Origin of the sequence: Halochromatium glycolicum (genome assembly GCF_016584085.1) — a bacterium.
Classification (GTDB): Bacteria; Pseudomonadota; Gammaproteobacteria; order Chromatiales; family Chromatiaceae; genus Lamprobacter; species Lamprobacter glycolicus.
Genome location: NZ_NRSJ01000004.1, coordinates 1 through 15,739, shown reverse-complemented (window position 1 = coordinate 15,739; position 15,739 = coordinate 1). Strand labels below are relative to the sequence as shown.

At 65.3% G+C, this 15,739-nt stretch carries 14 protein-coding genes; 7 read left to right on the top strand and 7 right to left on the bottom strand.

Annotation, left to right across the window (positions count from 1 at the left end; all coding sequences use genetic code 11):
* Window positions 1-77: 77 nt before the first annotated feature.
* Both CKO40_RS03225 and CKO40_RS03220 read left to right on the top strand, forming a co-directional pair.
* Complete coding sequence (locus CKO40_RS03225; protein ID WP_200344682.1) at window positions 78-887, top strand: glycine/sarcosine N-methyltransferase; 810 nt, start codon at window positions 78-80, stop codon at window positions 885-887.
* Window positions 884-1,729 carry an SAM-dependent methyltransferase gene (locus tag CKO40_RS03220; RefSeq protein WP_200344680.1) on the top strand — a complete coding sequence of 282 codons (846 nt, stop codon included), beginning with the start codon at window positions 884-886 and terminating at the stop codon, window positions 1,727-1,729. Before CKO40_RS03225 ends, CKO40_RS03220 begins: the two co-directional genes overlap by 4 nt.
* A 375-nt stretch (window positions 1,730-2,104) precedes the next feature.
* Here the strand turns inward: CKO40_RS03220 and CKO40_RS25080 are convergent, their stop codons facing one another.
* From CKO40_RS25080 to CKO40_RS03205, 3 genes are all read right to left on the bottom strand, one after another.
* Window positions 2,105-3,031, bottom strand: coding sequence for an SH3 domain-containing protein (locus tag CKO40_RS25080; RefSeq protein WP_200344678.1), 927 nt, complete (start codon window positions 3,029-3,031; stop codon window positions 2,105-2,107).
* 110 nt (window positions 3,032-3,141) lie between these two features.
* The gene (locus CKO40_RS03210) at window positions 3,142-3,474 is read right to left on the bottom strand and encodes a hypothetical protein (protein ID WP_200344677.1); all 333 of its coding nucleotides are present in this window, start codon (window positions 3,472-3,474) and stop codon (window positions 3,142-3,144) included.
* 89 nt (window positions 3,475-3,563) lie between these two features.
* Window positions 3,564-3,884 (bottom strand): hypothetical protein, encoded by a 321-nt coding sequence (locus CKO40_RS03205; RefSeq protein WP_200344675.1) that lies wholly within the window; start codon window positions 3,882-3,884, stop codon window positions 3,564-3,566.
* Between the two features lie 264 nt (window positions 3,885-4,148).
* Between CKO40_RS03205 and CKO40_RS03200 the strand changes: the two genes are divergently transcribed.
* Window positions 4,149-7,124 (top strand): hypothetical protein, encoded by a 2,976-nt coding sequence (locus CKO40_RS03200; protein ID WP_200344673.1) that lies wholly within the window; start codon window positions 4,149-4,151, stop codon window positions 7,122-7,124.
* Between the two features lie 124 nt (window positions 7,125-7,248).
* On the opposite strand, the gene adk is transcribed toward CKO40_RS03200, so the two are convergent.
* The 4 genes from adk to CKO40_RS03180 all read right to left on the bottom strand — a co-directional run bounded on the left by adk (window position 7,249) and on the right by CKO40_RS03180 (window position 11,585).
* A complete protein-coding gene (adk, locus tag CKO40_RS03195; protein WP_200344671.1) occupies window positions 7,249-7,923 on the bottom strand; it encodes an adenylate kinase in 675 nt (224 codons plus the stop codon).
* Window positions 7,924-8,035: 112 nt separating this feature from the next.
* On the bottom strand, window positions 8,036-8,980 hold the full coding sequence (locus CKO40_RS03190; RefSeq protein ID WP_200344669.1) for an alpha-E domain-containing protein: 945 nt from the start codon (window positions 8,978-8,980) through the stop codon (window positions 8,036-8,038).
* Window positions 8,981-9,051: 71 nt separating this feature from the next.
* Entirely contained in the window at window positions 9,052-10,557 is a 1,506-nt protein-coding gene (locus tag CKO40_RS03185) for a circularly permuted type 2 ATP-grasp protein (RefSeq protein ID WP_200344667.1), read from the bottom strand.
* A 479-nt stretch (window positions 10,558-11,036) separates the two neighbouring features.
* On the bottom strand, window positions 11,037-11,585 hold the full coding sequence (locus CKO40_RS03180) for a cytochrome b (protein WP_200344665.1): 549 nt from the start codon (window positions 11,583-11,585) through the stop codon (window positions 11,037-11,039).
* Between the two features lie 274 nt (window positions 11,586-11,859).
* Here CKO40_RS03180 and CKO40_RS03175 point away from each other — a divergent pair, with 274 nt between their 5' ends.
* From CKO40_RS03175 to CKO40_RS03160, 4 genes are all read left to right on the top strand, one after another.
* Complete coding sequence (locus tag CKO40_RS03175; protein WP_242476779.1) at window positions 11,860-12,744, top strand: SAM-dependent methyltransferase; 885 nt, start codon at window positions 11,860-11,862, stop codon at window positions 12,742-12,744.
* A gap of 541 nt (window positions 12,745-13,285) precedes the next feature.
* Window positions 13,286-14,242, top strand: coding sequence for an AAA family ATPase (locus tag CKO40_RS03170; protein WP_200344661.1), 957 nt, complete (start codon window positions 13,286-13,288; stop codon window positions 14,240-14,242).
* Window positions 14,243-14,256: 14 nt separating this feature from the next.
* On the top strand, window positions 14,257-15,174 hold the full coding sequence (locus CKO40_RS03165; protein ID WP_200344659.1) for a DUF58 domain-containing protein: 918 nt from the start codon (window positions 14,257-14,259) through the stop codon (window positions 15,172-15,174).
* A gap of 113 nt (window positions 15,175-15,287) precedes the next feature.
* A partial coding sequence (locus CKO40_RS03160) for a DUF4381 domain-containing protein (protein ID WP_200344657.1) occupies window positions 15,288-15,739 on the top strand: 452 nt, incomplete at its 3' end.

Sequence of the window (15,739 nt, the reverse complement as noted above, 5' to 3'; positions counted from 1 at the left end):
GACCAGTGTGCCAAGGCCCACCGCCTTGCAGCACATGGCCGACGCATCGCGTAGCGCATCATCCCGGAGCCACGTCCATGCAATCGCAAACACGACAAGACTACGGTGACGACCCACTCGCCGTTCGCGACAGCGAGAAGTACCAGGAAGAATACATCGACGGTTTCGTCGACAAATGGGACGAGCTGATCGACTGGGACGGTCGTGCCAGCGCCGAAGGTCACTTCTTCATCGAGAAGCTGCGCGAGCGCGGCGCCAAGAAGGTCCTCGACGTCGCCACCGGTACCGGCTTCCATTCGGTGCAGCTGATCGAGGCCGGCTTCGAGGTCACCAGCGCCGATGGCAGCCCGGTGATGCTCGCCAAGGCATTCGAGAACGCCCGTAAGCGCGGCCACATCCTACGTACCATCCATGCCGACTGGCGCTGGCTGAACCAGAGCGTCCATGACCTCTACGACGCGGTGATCTGTCTCGGCAACTCGTTCACCCACCTGCACGAGGAGGTCGACCGCCGCAAGGCCCTAGCCGAGTTCTACGCCACGCTCAAGCACGATGGCGTGCTGATCCTCGACCAGCGCAATTACGACGCGCTCCTCGATCATGAGGTGCAGCCGACCCACAACTACTACTACTGCGGCGACAGCGTGCGCGCCGAGCCCGAGCACGTCGACGATTCCCTCGCCCGCTTCAAGTACAGCTTCCAGGACGGGGCGGTCTATCACCTGAATATGTTCCCGCTGCGCAAGACCTACGTGCAGCGGCTGATGAAGGAGGTCGGTTTCCAGCGCGTCGACACCTACGGCGACTTCCAGGAGACCTACCGCGAGACCGAGCCGGACTTCTTCATCCATCTCGCCGAGAAGGCGTATCTAGGAGGTAACGGATGAGCCAGAGCTACTCAGATGTCGTCGAGACCGCGCGCGACTACTACAACAGCGAAGACGCGGATAATTTCTACTATCACATCTGGGGCGGCGAGGATATCCACGTTGGCCTCTACGAGCGCACCGACGAGCCGATCGCGACCGCCTCGGCGCGCACCGTCGAGCGCATCGCCGACCGCATCGCCGCACCGCTGTCGCGGCCTGATGCGCGCGTCATCGACCTCGGCGCCGGCTACGGTGGCGCCGCCCGTCATCTGGCGAAGCGCTTCGGCTGCCAGGTCATGGCGCTGAACCTCAGCGAGGCCGAGAATGAGCGCGACCGCGAGATGAACCGGGCGGCCGGCCTGGATCAGCTGATCGAGGTCGTCGATGCGAGCTTCGAGGAGGTGCCGGCGCCGGATGCGAGCTTCGACGTCGCCTGGTCGCAGGACGCGATCCTGCACTCGGGCCACCGCGACAAGGTGATGGACGAGGTCGACCGCGTCCTGAAGCCCGGAGGAGAGCTGATCTTCACCGACCCGATGCAGGCCGACGACTGCCCGGAAGGCGTCCTGCAGCCGATCTTCGACCGCATCCACCTGTCGAGCCTGGGCTCGTTTGCGTTCTATCGCGAGCAGGCGAAACGGTTAGGGTGGGAGGAGGTCGAGATCATCGACCTGACCGAAAACCTGATCGCCCACTACGCGCGCGTCGCCGACACCCTCCGCGAGCAGCGCGAGTCGCTCAAAGGCAAGGTCTCGGAAGACTACATCGAGCGGATGCTGACCGGTCTCGGTCATTGGGTCGAAGGCGGCCGCAACGGCTACCTGAGCTGGGGCATCATGCACTTCCGCAAGCCCGCTTGATAAGGCTCACCCTCTAGGCATCGTGCTGAGCAATCGGCGCAATCGGCGCGCCCCTGATCCAGGCTCAGCGGTCAGGGGGCGCTGCTCACGCGAGCCCCCCGCAGCAGGTTCAATGTGCGGATGCGCGCCCGCCCTGGGGCAGGCGCGCCCGCGCGCTGCGGTCGAGGGTCCTTCCGCGGCCACGCCGAAAGCCCCTGGCGATCAGCGGCACCATTTTAGGCGATTGCCGGAAAAGCTCGTACCGAATTGCGCAGGATTTTCGTTTGCCTTCGAGGAGCGTCGCCGGGAGCATAGCCGGGCTATGTGACCGGCGGCGCGACGAAGAAGGCGAGCGAAAAGACCAGCAAGGCGGTATGAGCTTTGACAGAAATCGCCTTAGTTCGCGAACTCGCTAAAGACGGTGACGCTGCCGTCGTCCTCGAGTCGGCAGCTGTACTTGGTGCCGCCGGCGTTGAGGGTCAGCAGCGGGCCGCCGCCCGTGCGGATTCGGTCGATGATGGTGATCGATCCTGGTGAGACGCCCGTCATTCGCGACGCCTGAGCGATACAGGGTTGCGTCATCCGACTGAACTGCTCCGGCGTGCCCTGCAGGCTGTCGTTCGCGCCCGATCCCGCCCGCTGAGTCAGGAAGCGGGCGTTCACCCAGCCGCGCTCTTGCATCTCCGTCATCATCTCGATCTCGCACCAGCGCGAGCTGCCGTGGCGCTCGCAACGGAGCTTCTGGACCCGAGACCCGTTGTCGAGCGCGCCGACGACCTGGTAGTCGGTGCCGGGACCGCTTCGGACGTTGAGCACATCGTTGGCCGCACCGCCCGTTACCTGAACCGCTGTTCCGGCATCGCTCGGTGCGGAGGGAGCGCCGCTGCCAGCGGTGGGCGCGATGGAGACATCGATCGAGTAACCGACCGTCTTATCGGTGTCACGGTCGTTACCCATCAAATAGACCCGGATCGCCCAGTCGCCGTCGTGGGGCACGGTGATCTCGGCGCGTCGGTCGTCGTCCGTGCTGCCGACGTAGGGTCCGCCATAGTCCTTGCCGGCCGGCAGGATATTGAAGAAGGCCGAGCCATCGCCGTTGGTGCCGGTGACTGCGAGCGACACCACCATCTCTTGCCCACCGCGCGCATTCAGCACGTAGTCGATGTACTCATCGCCGCGAATGGTGCCATTGATCGTGGTGCTGGTGGCGCCGGGCTTGAAGCGGATATCCACCCGGTCCTGGGCGAACGCACTCGGCAGAACGGCCATGGCGCCAGCGAGGAGCAGCGCCGAGAACCGCCGGAAAGTCGGGGATCGTGTCACTTGAGGTCTCTCTTCTCGTCATCGGGTGCGCCCGGTGAGCGCACGTCAGATGAAACCGCGCGTGCAGGATGCGCCCGCGCCCGGGCCTTCGCACAGACGCGGCGCTGGTACTACTTGCAGTTGCCGGCAAAGATCGACTCGGTCTGGGCGACCCGCCCATCCCGCGTGGTGACGTTCACGCACTGCTCACCGCGCGGATTCCACCAGGTGGTGATCGAGGCGTCATTGGTCTTGTAACCGCCGACGTTGCTGAACCCGAGCCGGTTCATCTCGCTGTCCAAGTTGCGGGCGCGCATCCCCTCCAGCGACGCGACCTGGCTCGACAGCGGAGCGGGCGCCATCGAGTCCGACTGGGTGCTATCGCTCTCGACACAGCCGACAAGGACCAGGCTTCCGGCCAGCGCGGCGGCGGTAACAGAGATCGGGGCGATTCGTCGTTGCATGGTGACTCCTAAGGTATCGGTCAAGGGTGAGACGGCGGCAGCTTAATCAGCGGCGTTAATGCGATGAGACGAATTTGCGCCGTCTCCGATCAAAGCGCACCCTCGTCGGTCAGCGACATGATCCCGGCCGTGGTGCCGTCGCGGTACGCGATGCAGCGCCAGCGGGCGCGCTGCGGGCCGACCCCGACAATGACCTCGGTGCCGGCCTCGGAGAACGAGGAGTCGAGCAGCACGACGTCCGGGTTGTTCGTCGTGCGCGTGACATCCCTCAAGCACGCCTGCTCGGCTGGCGTCGGCATTCTGGAAGAAGCGCTCGGGCTGCTCGACGTCGCCTGTTCATTGGTGGAGACGCAGGCAGTCAGCAGCGTGGCGGTGACGGCAACAGCCGCCAGTCGGATGGGATGAGTCATGCATTCTGTCCTGTTTTGATGAGCGACCCAATCATGCCCCCATCGGAACGATCGGTCGAGCAATTTCTTGCAGCCGTTCGTCCTAATTGAGCTGATCTGTAAAGCGCTTTGGGTAAGCGGCCCGTCGATCGAGCTTCCTTTTCTCAGAATCGGCCCGATCATTCAGGTGTCACGGCGGCGTCCCAAAAAATGGCGCGGGTCAATGATCGCTCGTCTTATCGCCTCCCCTTTCGACCGGCGAGCTCACTGCAAAGAGGACTGAATGTGTTTTCGACTCGGACGACGCGCTGGCTGCGCCGCTCTGCCCTGGCCTTTGGCATCCTCGCCGCGCTCTACTGGAGCGGCGTCAATCTGGCGCTGAACCTGCCGCTGACACGCGATGCGCTGAACCGGATGCAACCGGAACAGTTTGCCGTTGACTGGACCCGCGCCTGGAGTTGGTACCCGCTGCGGGTCGCGATCTCGGGGCTCGCGGCGGACGGGCAAACACCCAGCGAGCAATGGCAGCTCGATGCCGGCCGTGCGGCCGTGTCGCTGTCGCTCCTCCCGCTGCTGCGCGGTGAGCTTCGGGTGCATGATCTCGACCTCGAGCACATCGACCTGCGGCTGCGGCCGCGCCCGAGACCGGATTCGGCCGATGACGCGAGCGACGCGCTGCGCGCCTTCTTCCCGGTCATCCGCAATCGGGACCCCGATGCGGTCGCCGAGCCGGCGCCTGAGCCGACGGGTACTGACCTGGTGCTCGAGATCGACGATGTCCATATCCGCGGCGAGCACGCCTTCTGGGTCTCGCACCTGCGCGGGTGGCTGCCCGGCGAGGTCCGCGGCAGCGTCCGGATGGATACCGCCTCCAGCGAGCTCGCACTTGCCGACGGCGCGCTCGACCTCTCGCTCAAGTCGCTACGGGTGGGCGACCGGACACCGGTGCGCGAGGCCGCAGCGCTTAAGGGCACCGTGGCGATCCCGCCGGTGCGCCTGTCAACGCTCGAGGGGCTCGATTTCCTGCGCATCGCTACGGTCGACGCCGAGATCGATCTGCCTGTCGACAATCTCGATTTCCTGGCGCTTGTCGTGCCAGGCCTCGAGCCGCTGGAGCTCGAAGGCCAAGGACGACTCCAAGGTCGGATTCGATTGGATCAGGGCGAGGCCTTGCGCGGGACCGACCTCCTGGTCGAGGCCAATGCGCTGGCGATGACGCTCGGCCGTTTTCACTTCGCCGGAGACGGTCTGGTCGAACTTCAGGTCGACCCTCAGAACGAGGCCGCGGCCGACCTGAACGTGACGTTCGACCGCGTCGTCGGCGAGCTGGCCGCCGGCGGAGGCGAGGCAGCCAATCCAACAGCGACGCTGTTCAGTGGTTATGGGCTCACCGCGGCGCTGCATGTGAGCGAGGCGGACCCGAGCACCACCTCCACGGCGACCGAGATCGAGGCGCTTGCAGAGGAGGTCGAGGTCGGCTTCCGCCTCGAGGTCCCCGGCATGCGGGTCGCTGACCTGAGCGTCTACAACCGTCTCCTCCCCGCCACCTGGGACCTCACCCTACTCGGCGGCAGCGGCCTGCTGCACGCGCTGTTCGAGGTGACGCCCGAGCGCCTCTCGCTCGAGCTCGACCTGGCCTCGGACGAGGCGGACCTGCGCTATGCGGACTATCGCGCCACCACGGACATGCTGCTCGAGCTGCGCGCCCGCGTCGACGCTGTCGACACCCCGACCCTGCATCTGGAGGGAACGCGACTGCGGCTCAGTGATGCCCAGCTTGGTGACGCCCAGCTCGGTGACACCCGGCTCAGCGGTGCCGAATCGGCCGCCGCCGAGCCCTGGGAGGCCGAGCTCGCGATCAGCGGCGGCACGCTCTCGCTCCCAACCCCGGGGGCGGATGCCGACCCTATCCCCCGGCTCGCCAATCAGCTCGCCGAGGAGGGCTTCGGCTCCCTGCTCGCGAGCGGCGACGGCGAGCTGGCGGCCGCACTCAAGGTCTCGGAGTTGGACTGGATCGCGGCCCTGTTGAATCGCCCGTTGGGACTGACCCTCGACGGTGCGGCCGAGATCGATGCCGCGCTCCGGATGGAGCAGGGGTTGTTGGCAACCGGAAGCCGCCTCGCGATCCCACCGGTGCCGCTCAGCCTGGCGCTGCTCGAGCACCGGATCGACGGGCGCGGCGAGGCCGCTTTGCAGGTCGAGCGGGGTGGCCCCAACCCGAACGTCCGCTTGCGTGTCGAGCTGGACGAGGGCCGCATGCGACGGCGCGACGAAGCGGAGCCGAGCATCGGTGGTGCTCGCCTCGACGCCGTGGTCGCGGTCGGCGCACTCGGCGCGAAGGCGGCCGAATCAGCGCGAGTCGACCTGGTCCTGCATGGTGCTGAGGTCAAGGACATGGCGGTCTACAACGCCTACCTGCCAGAGGACGCGCCGATCTCGTTGCTCGGCGGCGCCGCACGCCTGATGGCTGATCTCGAGCTCAGCGAGGACAGCGCCGAGGGCAACCTGCTGTTGACGACCGAGGACATCAGCATCGCCCTCGATGAGCAGCAGGTCATCGGGGCGCTGCAGTTGGATGTCCTGGTGCGTGATGGCGCCCCCAACGCGATGCGCTTCGACATCACCGGCTCATCGCTGCGCTTCGATGAGTTTCGCGTCATCGGGGCCGCCGCCTCTGACCAGCGCGCCCAGTGGCATGCCCGGCTCCAACTGGAAGAGACCGAGATCGTCTGGGACAAGCCGGTTGAGCTGCGCATGAAGGCCGACGTAACGGTCCAGGATACCCGGCCGTTCGTGGCGCTGATCGACAACCTGCGCGGCAAGCCTAGTTGGATCGATGAGCTGCTGAGCGTCGAAGACCTGGCCGGCCATCTGCAGATCCAGATCGCCGACGACCAGGTGGTGATCGAAGACGCGCTGCTCAGCAGTCCCGAGATCGGGGTTCACGCCAAGGGGCTCGCCAGCGCAGACACCCGCGAAGCAATGCTGCTGCTACGCTGGCACAACCTGAGCGGCGCGGTTGCGCTGCATGAGGACGAAAAGGCATTCCGTCTCGTCAATGCCGTCGATCAGTTCGAAGCCTACCGGCCCGGGAAAACACCGTTCGGATCGGTTGCTGCACAAAGGCTAGATGGCGCGACGACGACGGCGAGCGAGGCTCAGCGAGCCCCGCGCGGCGCAGAGACGGCCCTAGACTTGGGCTCGCTGGATCAACCCGCCCCCACCGAGGCCGACAACCCGTTTCTCAACGAAGACCTCTAATTGCGAGGGCTGGCTGGGGCAAGGTCCTACCAAGTCGGTGCAGACGACCTCGCGCGGGCTGAGATGCGGCCAATCCCAAACGCGGTACCGCGCGAGTTGGCAGAGCTTGCTCGTTGAACCGGATTCAACCGCCAGAAGGCGCTGTTGCCTCGAGACCAGTGATGATCTTGTCGCGGATCTCGCCCACCTCACCGATGCCATTGACCTTGAGGTAGCGCGGCGCATCGTCGCCGCCCTTCTCGGCCCAGGCCGAATAGTAGGCGATCAGTGGCTCGGTCTGTTCGTGATAGACATCGAGCCGCGCCCGGACCGTCTCCTCTTTATCATCATCGCGCTGAATCAGCGGCTCGCCGGTCTCATCGTCCTTGCCCTCCTCCATCGGCGGATTGAACTCGACATGGTAGGTCCGCCCTGATGCCAGGTGAACCCGCCGACCCGCCATGCGCTTGACGATCTCATCATCAGGCACGTCGATCTCCACCACCGCATCGATCTGAACGCCTGCCTCCTTCAGCGCATCGGCCTGCGCCAGCGTGCGCGGGAATCCGTCGAACAGGAATCCATGCTCGCAGTCCGGTTCGGCGATTCGCTCCTTCACCATCCCCATGATGATCTCGTCCGAGACCAGCCCGCCCTCGTCCATGATCTTCTTTGCGGCCTGCCCGAGAGCGGTCCCGGCCTTGACATGGGAGCGCAACATGTCGCCGGTCGAGATCTGCGGGATCTTGAAATGCTCCTTGATGAATCCAGCCTGAGTACCTTTTCCGGCACCGGGTCCGCCGAGCAGAATGACGCGCATCGATGTGTTCCTCAAGTGGTGTAGTGTTGTTCGTTCGGCACGTTAGGCTGCCATAGCGATCGGGGAACAGCAATCGCTCCAAGCAGTCCCGAAGGCCGCCCAGGCGCCGGACTCAGCCGACAGCGCTCGCCTCTGTCGGCAGGAACCAGGTCTCGGCAATCTCCTGGTGCAGATCGCCGATGCCAAGCTGCAGCTCATCGACGAACTCATGCAGCTCCTTCTGACTGAGGTGCTCCACGTCGACCGCGTCCAGGGAGCGTACGAGCCGTCCGTTGACGCGCAGAGCGCCCTCGTTGCGGGGCAGGCGCTCGAGACAGATCCGGATGTGGTCGATACACCAGCGCACTGAGCGCGGGAAGCGCGGGCTCTTGAAGATGAATCCTAGCACCGGCCCGCGCTGCACCCGGATCTGCGCGCTGCGCCGGTACATCTGATAGGCGGTCAACGATTTGAGCACGCTGACCCACTGGATGTTGTCGTAGGGACGGACCTCATCGGTGTCCGGCAGCAGGGTGGCCGAATGCACGTCGGCGATCCGCGTCGTCATATCCGCGCGCTCGAGGTAACGCCCCAGGGTCAGGAACTCGAAGCCCTGATCATGCAGCATGGTGCCATCCAGCAGGCCGTTGATCAGCTGGCTGCCGGTAATCAGGCCCCGAAGGTATGGATGGCGACCGTTCTTGGTCAGCCCCTTCTGCAGCCCTTCGCGAGCGTAAAGGGTCAAGCTGTTGATCTGCTCCCATGCCTCCCGCGGCACGAAATCCCGAATCGTCCGGCAGTTTTCGCGCGCAGCGTTGAGTGCCGAAAGGATCGAGCCAGGATGGCGCTCATCACCCAGCAAGAAACGCATGACCTGGCGCTCACCATAGTCCTTGTAGTGCTCCTCGAACAGCGTATTGGCGCCGGTGATATCGACCAATGGCGCCCAGCCCGGCGCGATCCCCTTGGGCAGATCGAGCAGCAGGTTGGCGTTGACGTTGACGATTCGCGCGGTGTTCTCGGCCCGTTCAAGATAGCGGGCGAGCCAGTAGAGGTTCTCGGCGACACGGGAGAGCATAGCGATGCGAAGTCAGGGGGATTGACAGCCTGAGAGGGTCTTAGGGTCTGGAGGCGGGCGCGAGGGTTGGATCAGCGCGTCTGCGTCTGCCGCTGAACCGACTGGCCTGACGCCTGATGCTCTCCGATCAATGCATCCGGCACGATCCAGGTGTCCTTGCTGCCACCACCCTGCGAGGAATTGACCACCAATGATCCCTTACGCAACGCGACCCGGGTCAGCCCACCCATGGTGACCTGCTGACGATCTGCCGAGAGAATGAAGGGCCGCAGGTCGACATGACGCGGCTCGATTCGGTTCTTGATCACGGTCGGCACCGTCGAGAGCTTCAGCGTCGGCTGGGCGATGTAATTGCGGGGGTCCCTCTTGACCGCAGCCGCCATCCGGTCGCGCTCGGCCTGAGTCGATGCGGGCCCGACCAGCATCCCATAGCCGCCTGATTCGTTGGCCGGCTTCACCACCAGCTCGGCCATGTGCTCGAGCACGTACTGCATCGCGTCGGGCTCCATGCAGCGATAGGTCGGCACGTTCGGGACGATCGGCTCTTCGTCGAGGTAATAACGGATGATCTCGGGGACGAAGGCATAGACCACCTTGTCATCGGCGACGCCGGCGCCTGGCGCATTCGCCAAGACGACGTTGCCGGCCTTCCAGGCACGCATCAAACCGGCGACGCCGAGCGCCGAGTCGGGCCGGAACGCCTCCGGGTCGAGGAACAGATCGTCGACGCGACGGTAGATCACATCGACGCGCGCCGGGCCATTGACCGTACGCATATAGCAGCAATCGTCGTCACCGACGAACAGATCACGCCCCTCGACGAGCTCGGCACCCATCTGCTGGGCCAGGTAGGCGTGCTCAAAATAGGCCGAGTTGTAGATCCCCGGCGTGAGCACGACCACCTCCGGGTACTCGGCCGGTCGCGGCGACAGCGCGGCCAGGGTATCGAAGAGCTGGGACGGATAGTCGTCCACCGGCAGCGGCGCGTAATGCTCGAACAGCTCCGGGAAGACGCGCTTCGTTACCAGCCGGTTCTCGAGCATGTAAGAGACGCCCGAGGGGACCCGCAGGTTGTCCTCGAGCACATAGAGGGTGCCGTCGGCATCGCGCACCAGGTCTGACCCACAGATATGGGCCCAGATCCCGAGCGGCGGATCGATCCCGACACACTGGGGACGGAAGTTGACCGATTTCGCGAGCACGTCCTTGGGGAAGACGCCATCCTCGACGATCTGCTGGCCGTGGTAGAGGTCGTCGATGAAGAGGTTCAGCGCCTGCACGCGCTGCTTGAGCCCCTGCTGAACCCGTTGCCACTCCTGCTCCGGGATCACTCTCGGGATCACGTCGTAGGGCCAGGCACGGTCGATGGTGCCGCCCTCCTCGGAGTAGACCGTGAAGCTGATCCCCATCTCCTTGATCGAGACCTCAGCCGCCAGTTGCCGCGCGAGTAGCTCATCGCCGCCGAGGGCCTGCATATCGGCCGCCAGCGCGCCGAGCTCCGGTCTCGGCTCGCCGCGCTTCACGAGCAGCTCGTCGTAGAATCCGTCGCAGTCGTAATCGCTCCAGTCGATCTCCATCACTGCCTTTCTTGAGGTCTGACGGTGCTCAGGGTGCTCGCACGCGTCGTGGTTCGGATGGCCGGATTGTCACCACTTCCGCCGGTGGCGTCCAATCCTGATCACGGCTTCCCGACCCCAAGACCTGAGTCGCAGGTATAGTCACTCCCCCTGGTTTCCGGACAGGCTGAGCCCATCGGTGCTGACTGTTCCGGGGCTTTTTGTCCGGCGATCAGGCGGAATGGCCATATCAGCGCGTCGGAAACGAGCCCGCCTCAGCCCGTTCGGGCGACGATCCTGGCACCCCAAGGCCGTCGTCAGGCAGGACAACCGGCAGGACAACCGATTGGCGTAGCCAGCTGAGGCCGGCGGACTTCGCGGTTCAGCACCGGCTCGGCGACGCGGTGCCGACAGCGAAGCCCGTCAAGCTCGGGGCCAGCTGCGGCACCAGCTCTGGCGCGAGCTCCGACGCAGACTCCGGCTCCGGCTCCGGCTCCGGCTCAGGGCAGGCTGATCCGCTTCATGATGCCGTCCTTGAGCTTCCAGTGCTTGATCCCGGCGCCGATATGCAGCAGCAAGACCGCTAGCAGAACCAGGCCACCAATGCCGTGCATCAGGAAGAGCTGGCTGCCGAGCTCTTTGTTAGCCGGATCGAGGCCGGGCTGCGACCAGCCGAAGAACTGGACCGGAAAGCCACTGATCGAGGTCGCCAGCCAACCGCCGATCGGGATTCCGATCAGCAGCAGATAGAGCAGCGCATGCGTCGTCGCACTGACCACGCGCTCGGTGCCGGACAGTGGGGTCTCGTACGGCGGTGCCGGCCAGAAACGGAACAGCAGCAGCCGCAGCACCACCAGGAAGAACAGCAGGATGCCGAAGCTCTTGTGCATCGTATAGAAGGTATTCGTGAGTTCGGCGCCGAACATCCCCTTGACCCCCTCGAAACCGAGGCTCCAGAAGGTGAAGCCCATCGCCAAGAGCCCGAAGACCAGCAGAGCAATGATCCAGTGCAGCAGACGCTGCACGAACGAGTAGCGCGTTTTTGCCATCGGACGAACCTCCAGTCGGAAACCTAATCAACTCGGGCAGCCATTAACCCCGAATCCCGACCGAGAACGCAAGGCCCGAACGCAAGCGGCTCACGCTCCGCTGGCAACGGCACCAATCTCCTCGGTCGGCGGGAACCCAATCCGCCCCCTCGTCGGGACTTTTCGCGTATCGCCCCAATGGTTGTCACCATCGGCGACAACCCAGGCCGCACCCCATCGAATGCAACAATCGAATTCTACACACCCGCATCCGCTCACACGTCCACGTGGCCCCTTGGGCGAAGCGCTGGCCTATCTGAACTGGCTGTTCAATCCCTTCCAGCGTGCTGAGGCACCGGCGATCTACGAGCTCTTGTCGACCCGCACCGCAACCGAGCGCGCCCTCTATCTCAACCTTGGCTTCTGGCGCGATGCTGAGGACATGGATGCCGCAAGCGATGCGTTGGCCGACCTCGTTGCCGAGGGTGTTCGGCTCGGACCGGATGACACGCTGCTCGATGTCGGCTTCGGGTTTGGTGATCAGGACATCCGTTGGGCAGCCCGTCATGAGCCGTCGCAGATCATCGGTCTGAACCTCACCGGCTTCCAGGTCCAGATCGCACGTGAGCGCGTCCGAGAGCAGGGTCTCGAGCACCGGATCGATCTTCGAGAGGGCTCAGCGACCGCGATGGCGCTGCCCGATGAGTCGGTCGACAAGATCACCGCACTCGAATGCGCTTTTCACTTCCGCTCGCGTTCCGATTTCCTGCGCGAGGCCTTCCGGGTGCTGCGCCCGGGCGGACGTATCGCGGTCGCTGACATCATCCCTCGGGGCCTGACCGGGAGCGCCTGGCACCGGTTCAAGCAACGCACCTCCTGGGCATTGGTCGCGAGCAAGTTCGCGATCCCGCGCGAGAACGCCTACCCGCTCCCGACGTACCATGCCGAGCTCAAGCTCTGCGGCTATGAGCAGATCCGGCTCGACTCGATCCGAGACCAGGTCTATGCCCCGCTGCACCAGTGGCTCGGCGCAAACCGGGCAGCGATCCGGCGCCTGCACCCGGTTGCCCGCATCGCCGCGACGATCGCGCTGACCCGCGATCCGGCCTCGGTCTATGCCGGGCTCGACTACGTGCTGGCCACCGCGGCCAAGCCGTTACGGCTGGTCCAGCGCCAATGATCGGTGCCGATTCAGGGCCGCTGCGTCGGGCTCACCCTGAGATCACATCTCACCCTGAGAGGACACCTCAACCTGCAACGCGATCGAATCCTTTCGCTCTGGTGCCTGACCTATGAACCTTAGGCGATCAAGCTTAGACAGCACCTGAGCCGCAACCAACAAGCGCCAATGCAGCCGGGCCACCCAGGGCTCGTCCACAGCGCCTGTGGATAACATTGTGGAGAACCGGCTCACAATCGCTCGCACGGCCCGTCTGACGCGCACTCGAACAGATTGATGAGATTTTGACCAGATCGTTAAGCTATTGTTTCTGTTAGCGTAAGCGAGATCCTGTTACGGACTTGGGCGATTCCACGAACACCGCTGCGCCCCGCTGCTGGGCGACTCCGCACTGTGCACAACTGCGCTCGGCAGGCAGCAGCCCGCTTGCGGACAGGCTTGCGCCACCCGCAGAAACCCATCAGGATAACCGCGCTTGCGAGCGTTAACCCGCTTGGCGATCCGGCCGGCGGGCAATCTTCACTGAGGCCCCTCGACCCGCATGACCCCAGACGCGCTCCAATCCGTCCGCGATCAGATCGCCTCGCGCATCATCGGCCAGCAGCGCTTCATCGATAGCATGCTCGTCTGCCTGCTTAGCGACGGCCATTTGCTGGTCGAGGGCATGCCCGGTCTGGCCAAGACCACCGCGGTCAAGGCCTTGGCCGACTCGCTCGAGGGCGACTTCCACCGCATCCAGTTCACCCCGGACCTGCTGCCCTCGGACCTGATCGGCACCGACATCTACCGCCACGAGAAGGGCGAGTTCGAGTTCCGCGAGGGGCCGCTGTTCCACAACATCCTGCTCGCCGATGAGGTCAACCGCGCACCGGCGAAGGTCCAATCAGCGCTGCTCGAGGCGATGGCCGAGCAGCAGATCACGGTCGGCCAGCGCACCTATGCGCTGCCGCAGCTGTTCATGGTGCTGGCGACCCAGAACCCGGTCGAGCAGGAGGGCACCTATCATCTGCCCGAGGCCCAGCTCGACCGCTTCCTGATGCAGGCGGTCGTGACCTATCCGAGCCGCGACGAGGAGCTCAAGATCCTCGAGCTGGACGCCAGCGAGCAGCAACAGAGCGAGGTGGTGCCACCGAAGCGACTCAGCCAGCAGGAGCTGTTCGCGATGGGCCGGGCGGTCGCCGGGCTCTATCTCGATCCGAAGCTGCTCAGCTACATCGTCGATCTGGTCCAGGCGACGCGCCATCCGAAGCGCTACGACGACGCCTTGGCGCGCTGGTGCCGCTTCGGCGCCTCGCCGCGCGCGAGCATCGCGCTCGCCCGCTGCGCCCGCGCCCGCGCTTGGCTCGACGGTGACGAGTTCGTCGCCCCGCATCATATCCAGCTGATCGCCCCCGAGGTGCTCCGCCACCGGCTGCTGCTGACCTTCGAGGCCGAGGCCGAGGGCATCACGACCGATACCTTCATCGATCGGCTGCTGAATCTGGTGGCGATCCCCTGAAGGGGCGCGCGCACGTGAGTCTCTATCCTCGCCTCGACGATCTCCTCGAGCTCCGCCACCAGGCCCATACCCTCGGGGTCCCGTCGCATCACCTGGTCAATTCGACCTTCGCCGGACTCTACGCGTCGGTCTTCCGCGGTGCCGGCGTCAACTTCGAGGAGGTGCGCGAATACCGCGAGGGTGACGACATCCGCTACATGGACTGGAAGGTCACCGCGCGCATCAACGAGCCGCATCTGAAGGTCTTCCGCGAGGAGCGCGAGCGCAGCGTCGTGCTCTGCGTCGACCGCGGCCCGCACATGGCCTTCGGCACCCGCGGCACCTTCAAGGGGGTGCAGGCGGCGCGTGCCGCGGCGCTGATCGGCTGGGCCGCAAGTCGGCTCCAGGACCGCGTCGGCGGCATGGCCTTCGGCGATCCGGCCGACGGGCTCAAGCACTTCCGCCCCGCGCGTGGCCGCCGCGCCCTCTGGCAGCTCCTGCGCACGCTGACGATTCCCGGATCGACCCAGGCCGCCTCGATCGACTGCCTTGCCGAGGCGCTCAAGCGGGCCACGCGCGGTCTGCCGACCGGGTCGCTGATCTTCGTCATCGCCGACCTTAACCGCGAGGCGCGTGATCTCGAGCCGGTGCTCGGGAATCTGCGCCAGCGCAGCTCGGTCGTGCTGATCCCGGTCGATGATCCGGCCGATCAGGCGATCCCGGCGATGGGCACGGTCACCTTCACCGGCACCGATGGCCGGCTGATCGAGGTCGACACCGAGGACGAAGGCGCGCGCAAGGCTTACCAAGAGGCCTGGCAGCAGCGCCGCGAGACCCTATCCGCATTGACCAACCGGTTGAACATCATCCTCATGCCGATCCGCACCGACCAAGAGATCCATGCCAGCCTGATCGCGAGCCTCGAGCAACGGGCGCGCTCGCGCGCTGTCTAACTGGCTGAGTCAAGCGCAGTATTCTCAGCAGGCATGATGCCCATCTTCAGCTTTCCAGCTCAGCGCACGCGCCGCCTAGCAAGCCGGTCGAAGACCCGGGCGGAGGTTGGCGCATGAATCCCGAGCTCCAGGCACTGCGCGACATCCACGACCCGCTCGGCAACCCCTGGTGGCCATTGGCCCCCGGCTGGTGGCTGGTCCTGCTGGCCCTGTGCGCGGCGGCAGTCCTGATCTGGCGCCAACGGCGTCACCGGCCGCTGCTCCCGCCACTTCCGCTGCTACGGGTCGGCGATTGGCGCTGGGACGCCCACCGCCAGCTCAAACGGCTGCAGCGCGCGGCGCCGTCCACACCGCTCAAGGTGCGTGCCGCCGAGCTCGCCGAGCTGCTGAAGCGGATCGCGATGGCGCGCCACGGCCGCGCCCATTGCGCCGGTCTGCACGGCCAGGCCTGGCTCGATTGGCTGACCGAGCAGGACCCGGACGGTTTCGATTGGCGCCAGGAAGGTCAGATCCTGATCCGCGCCCCCTATGCCCCGCCTCAGCACCCCCCTGAGCATTCCCCTGA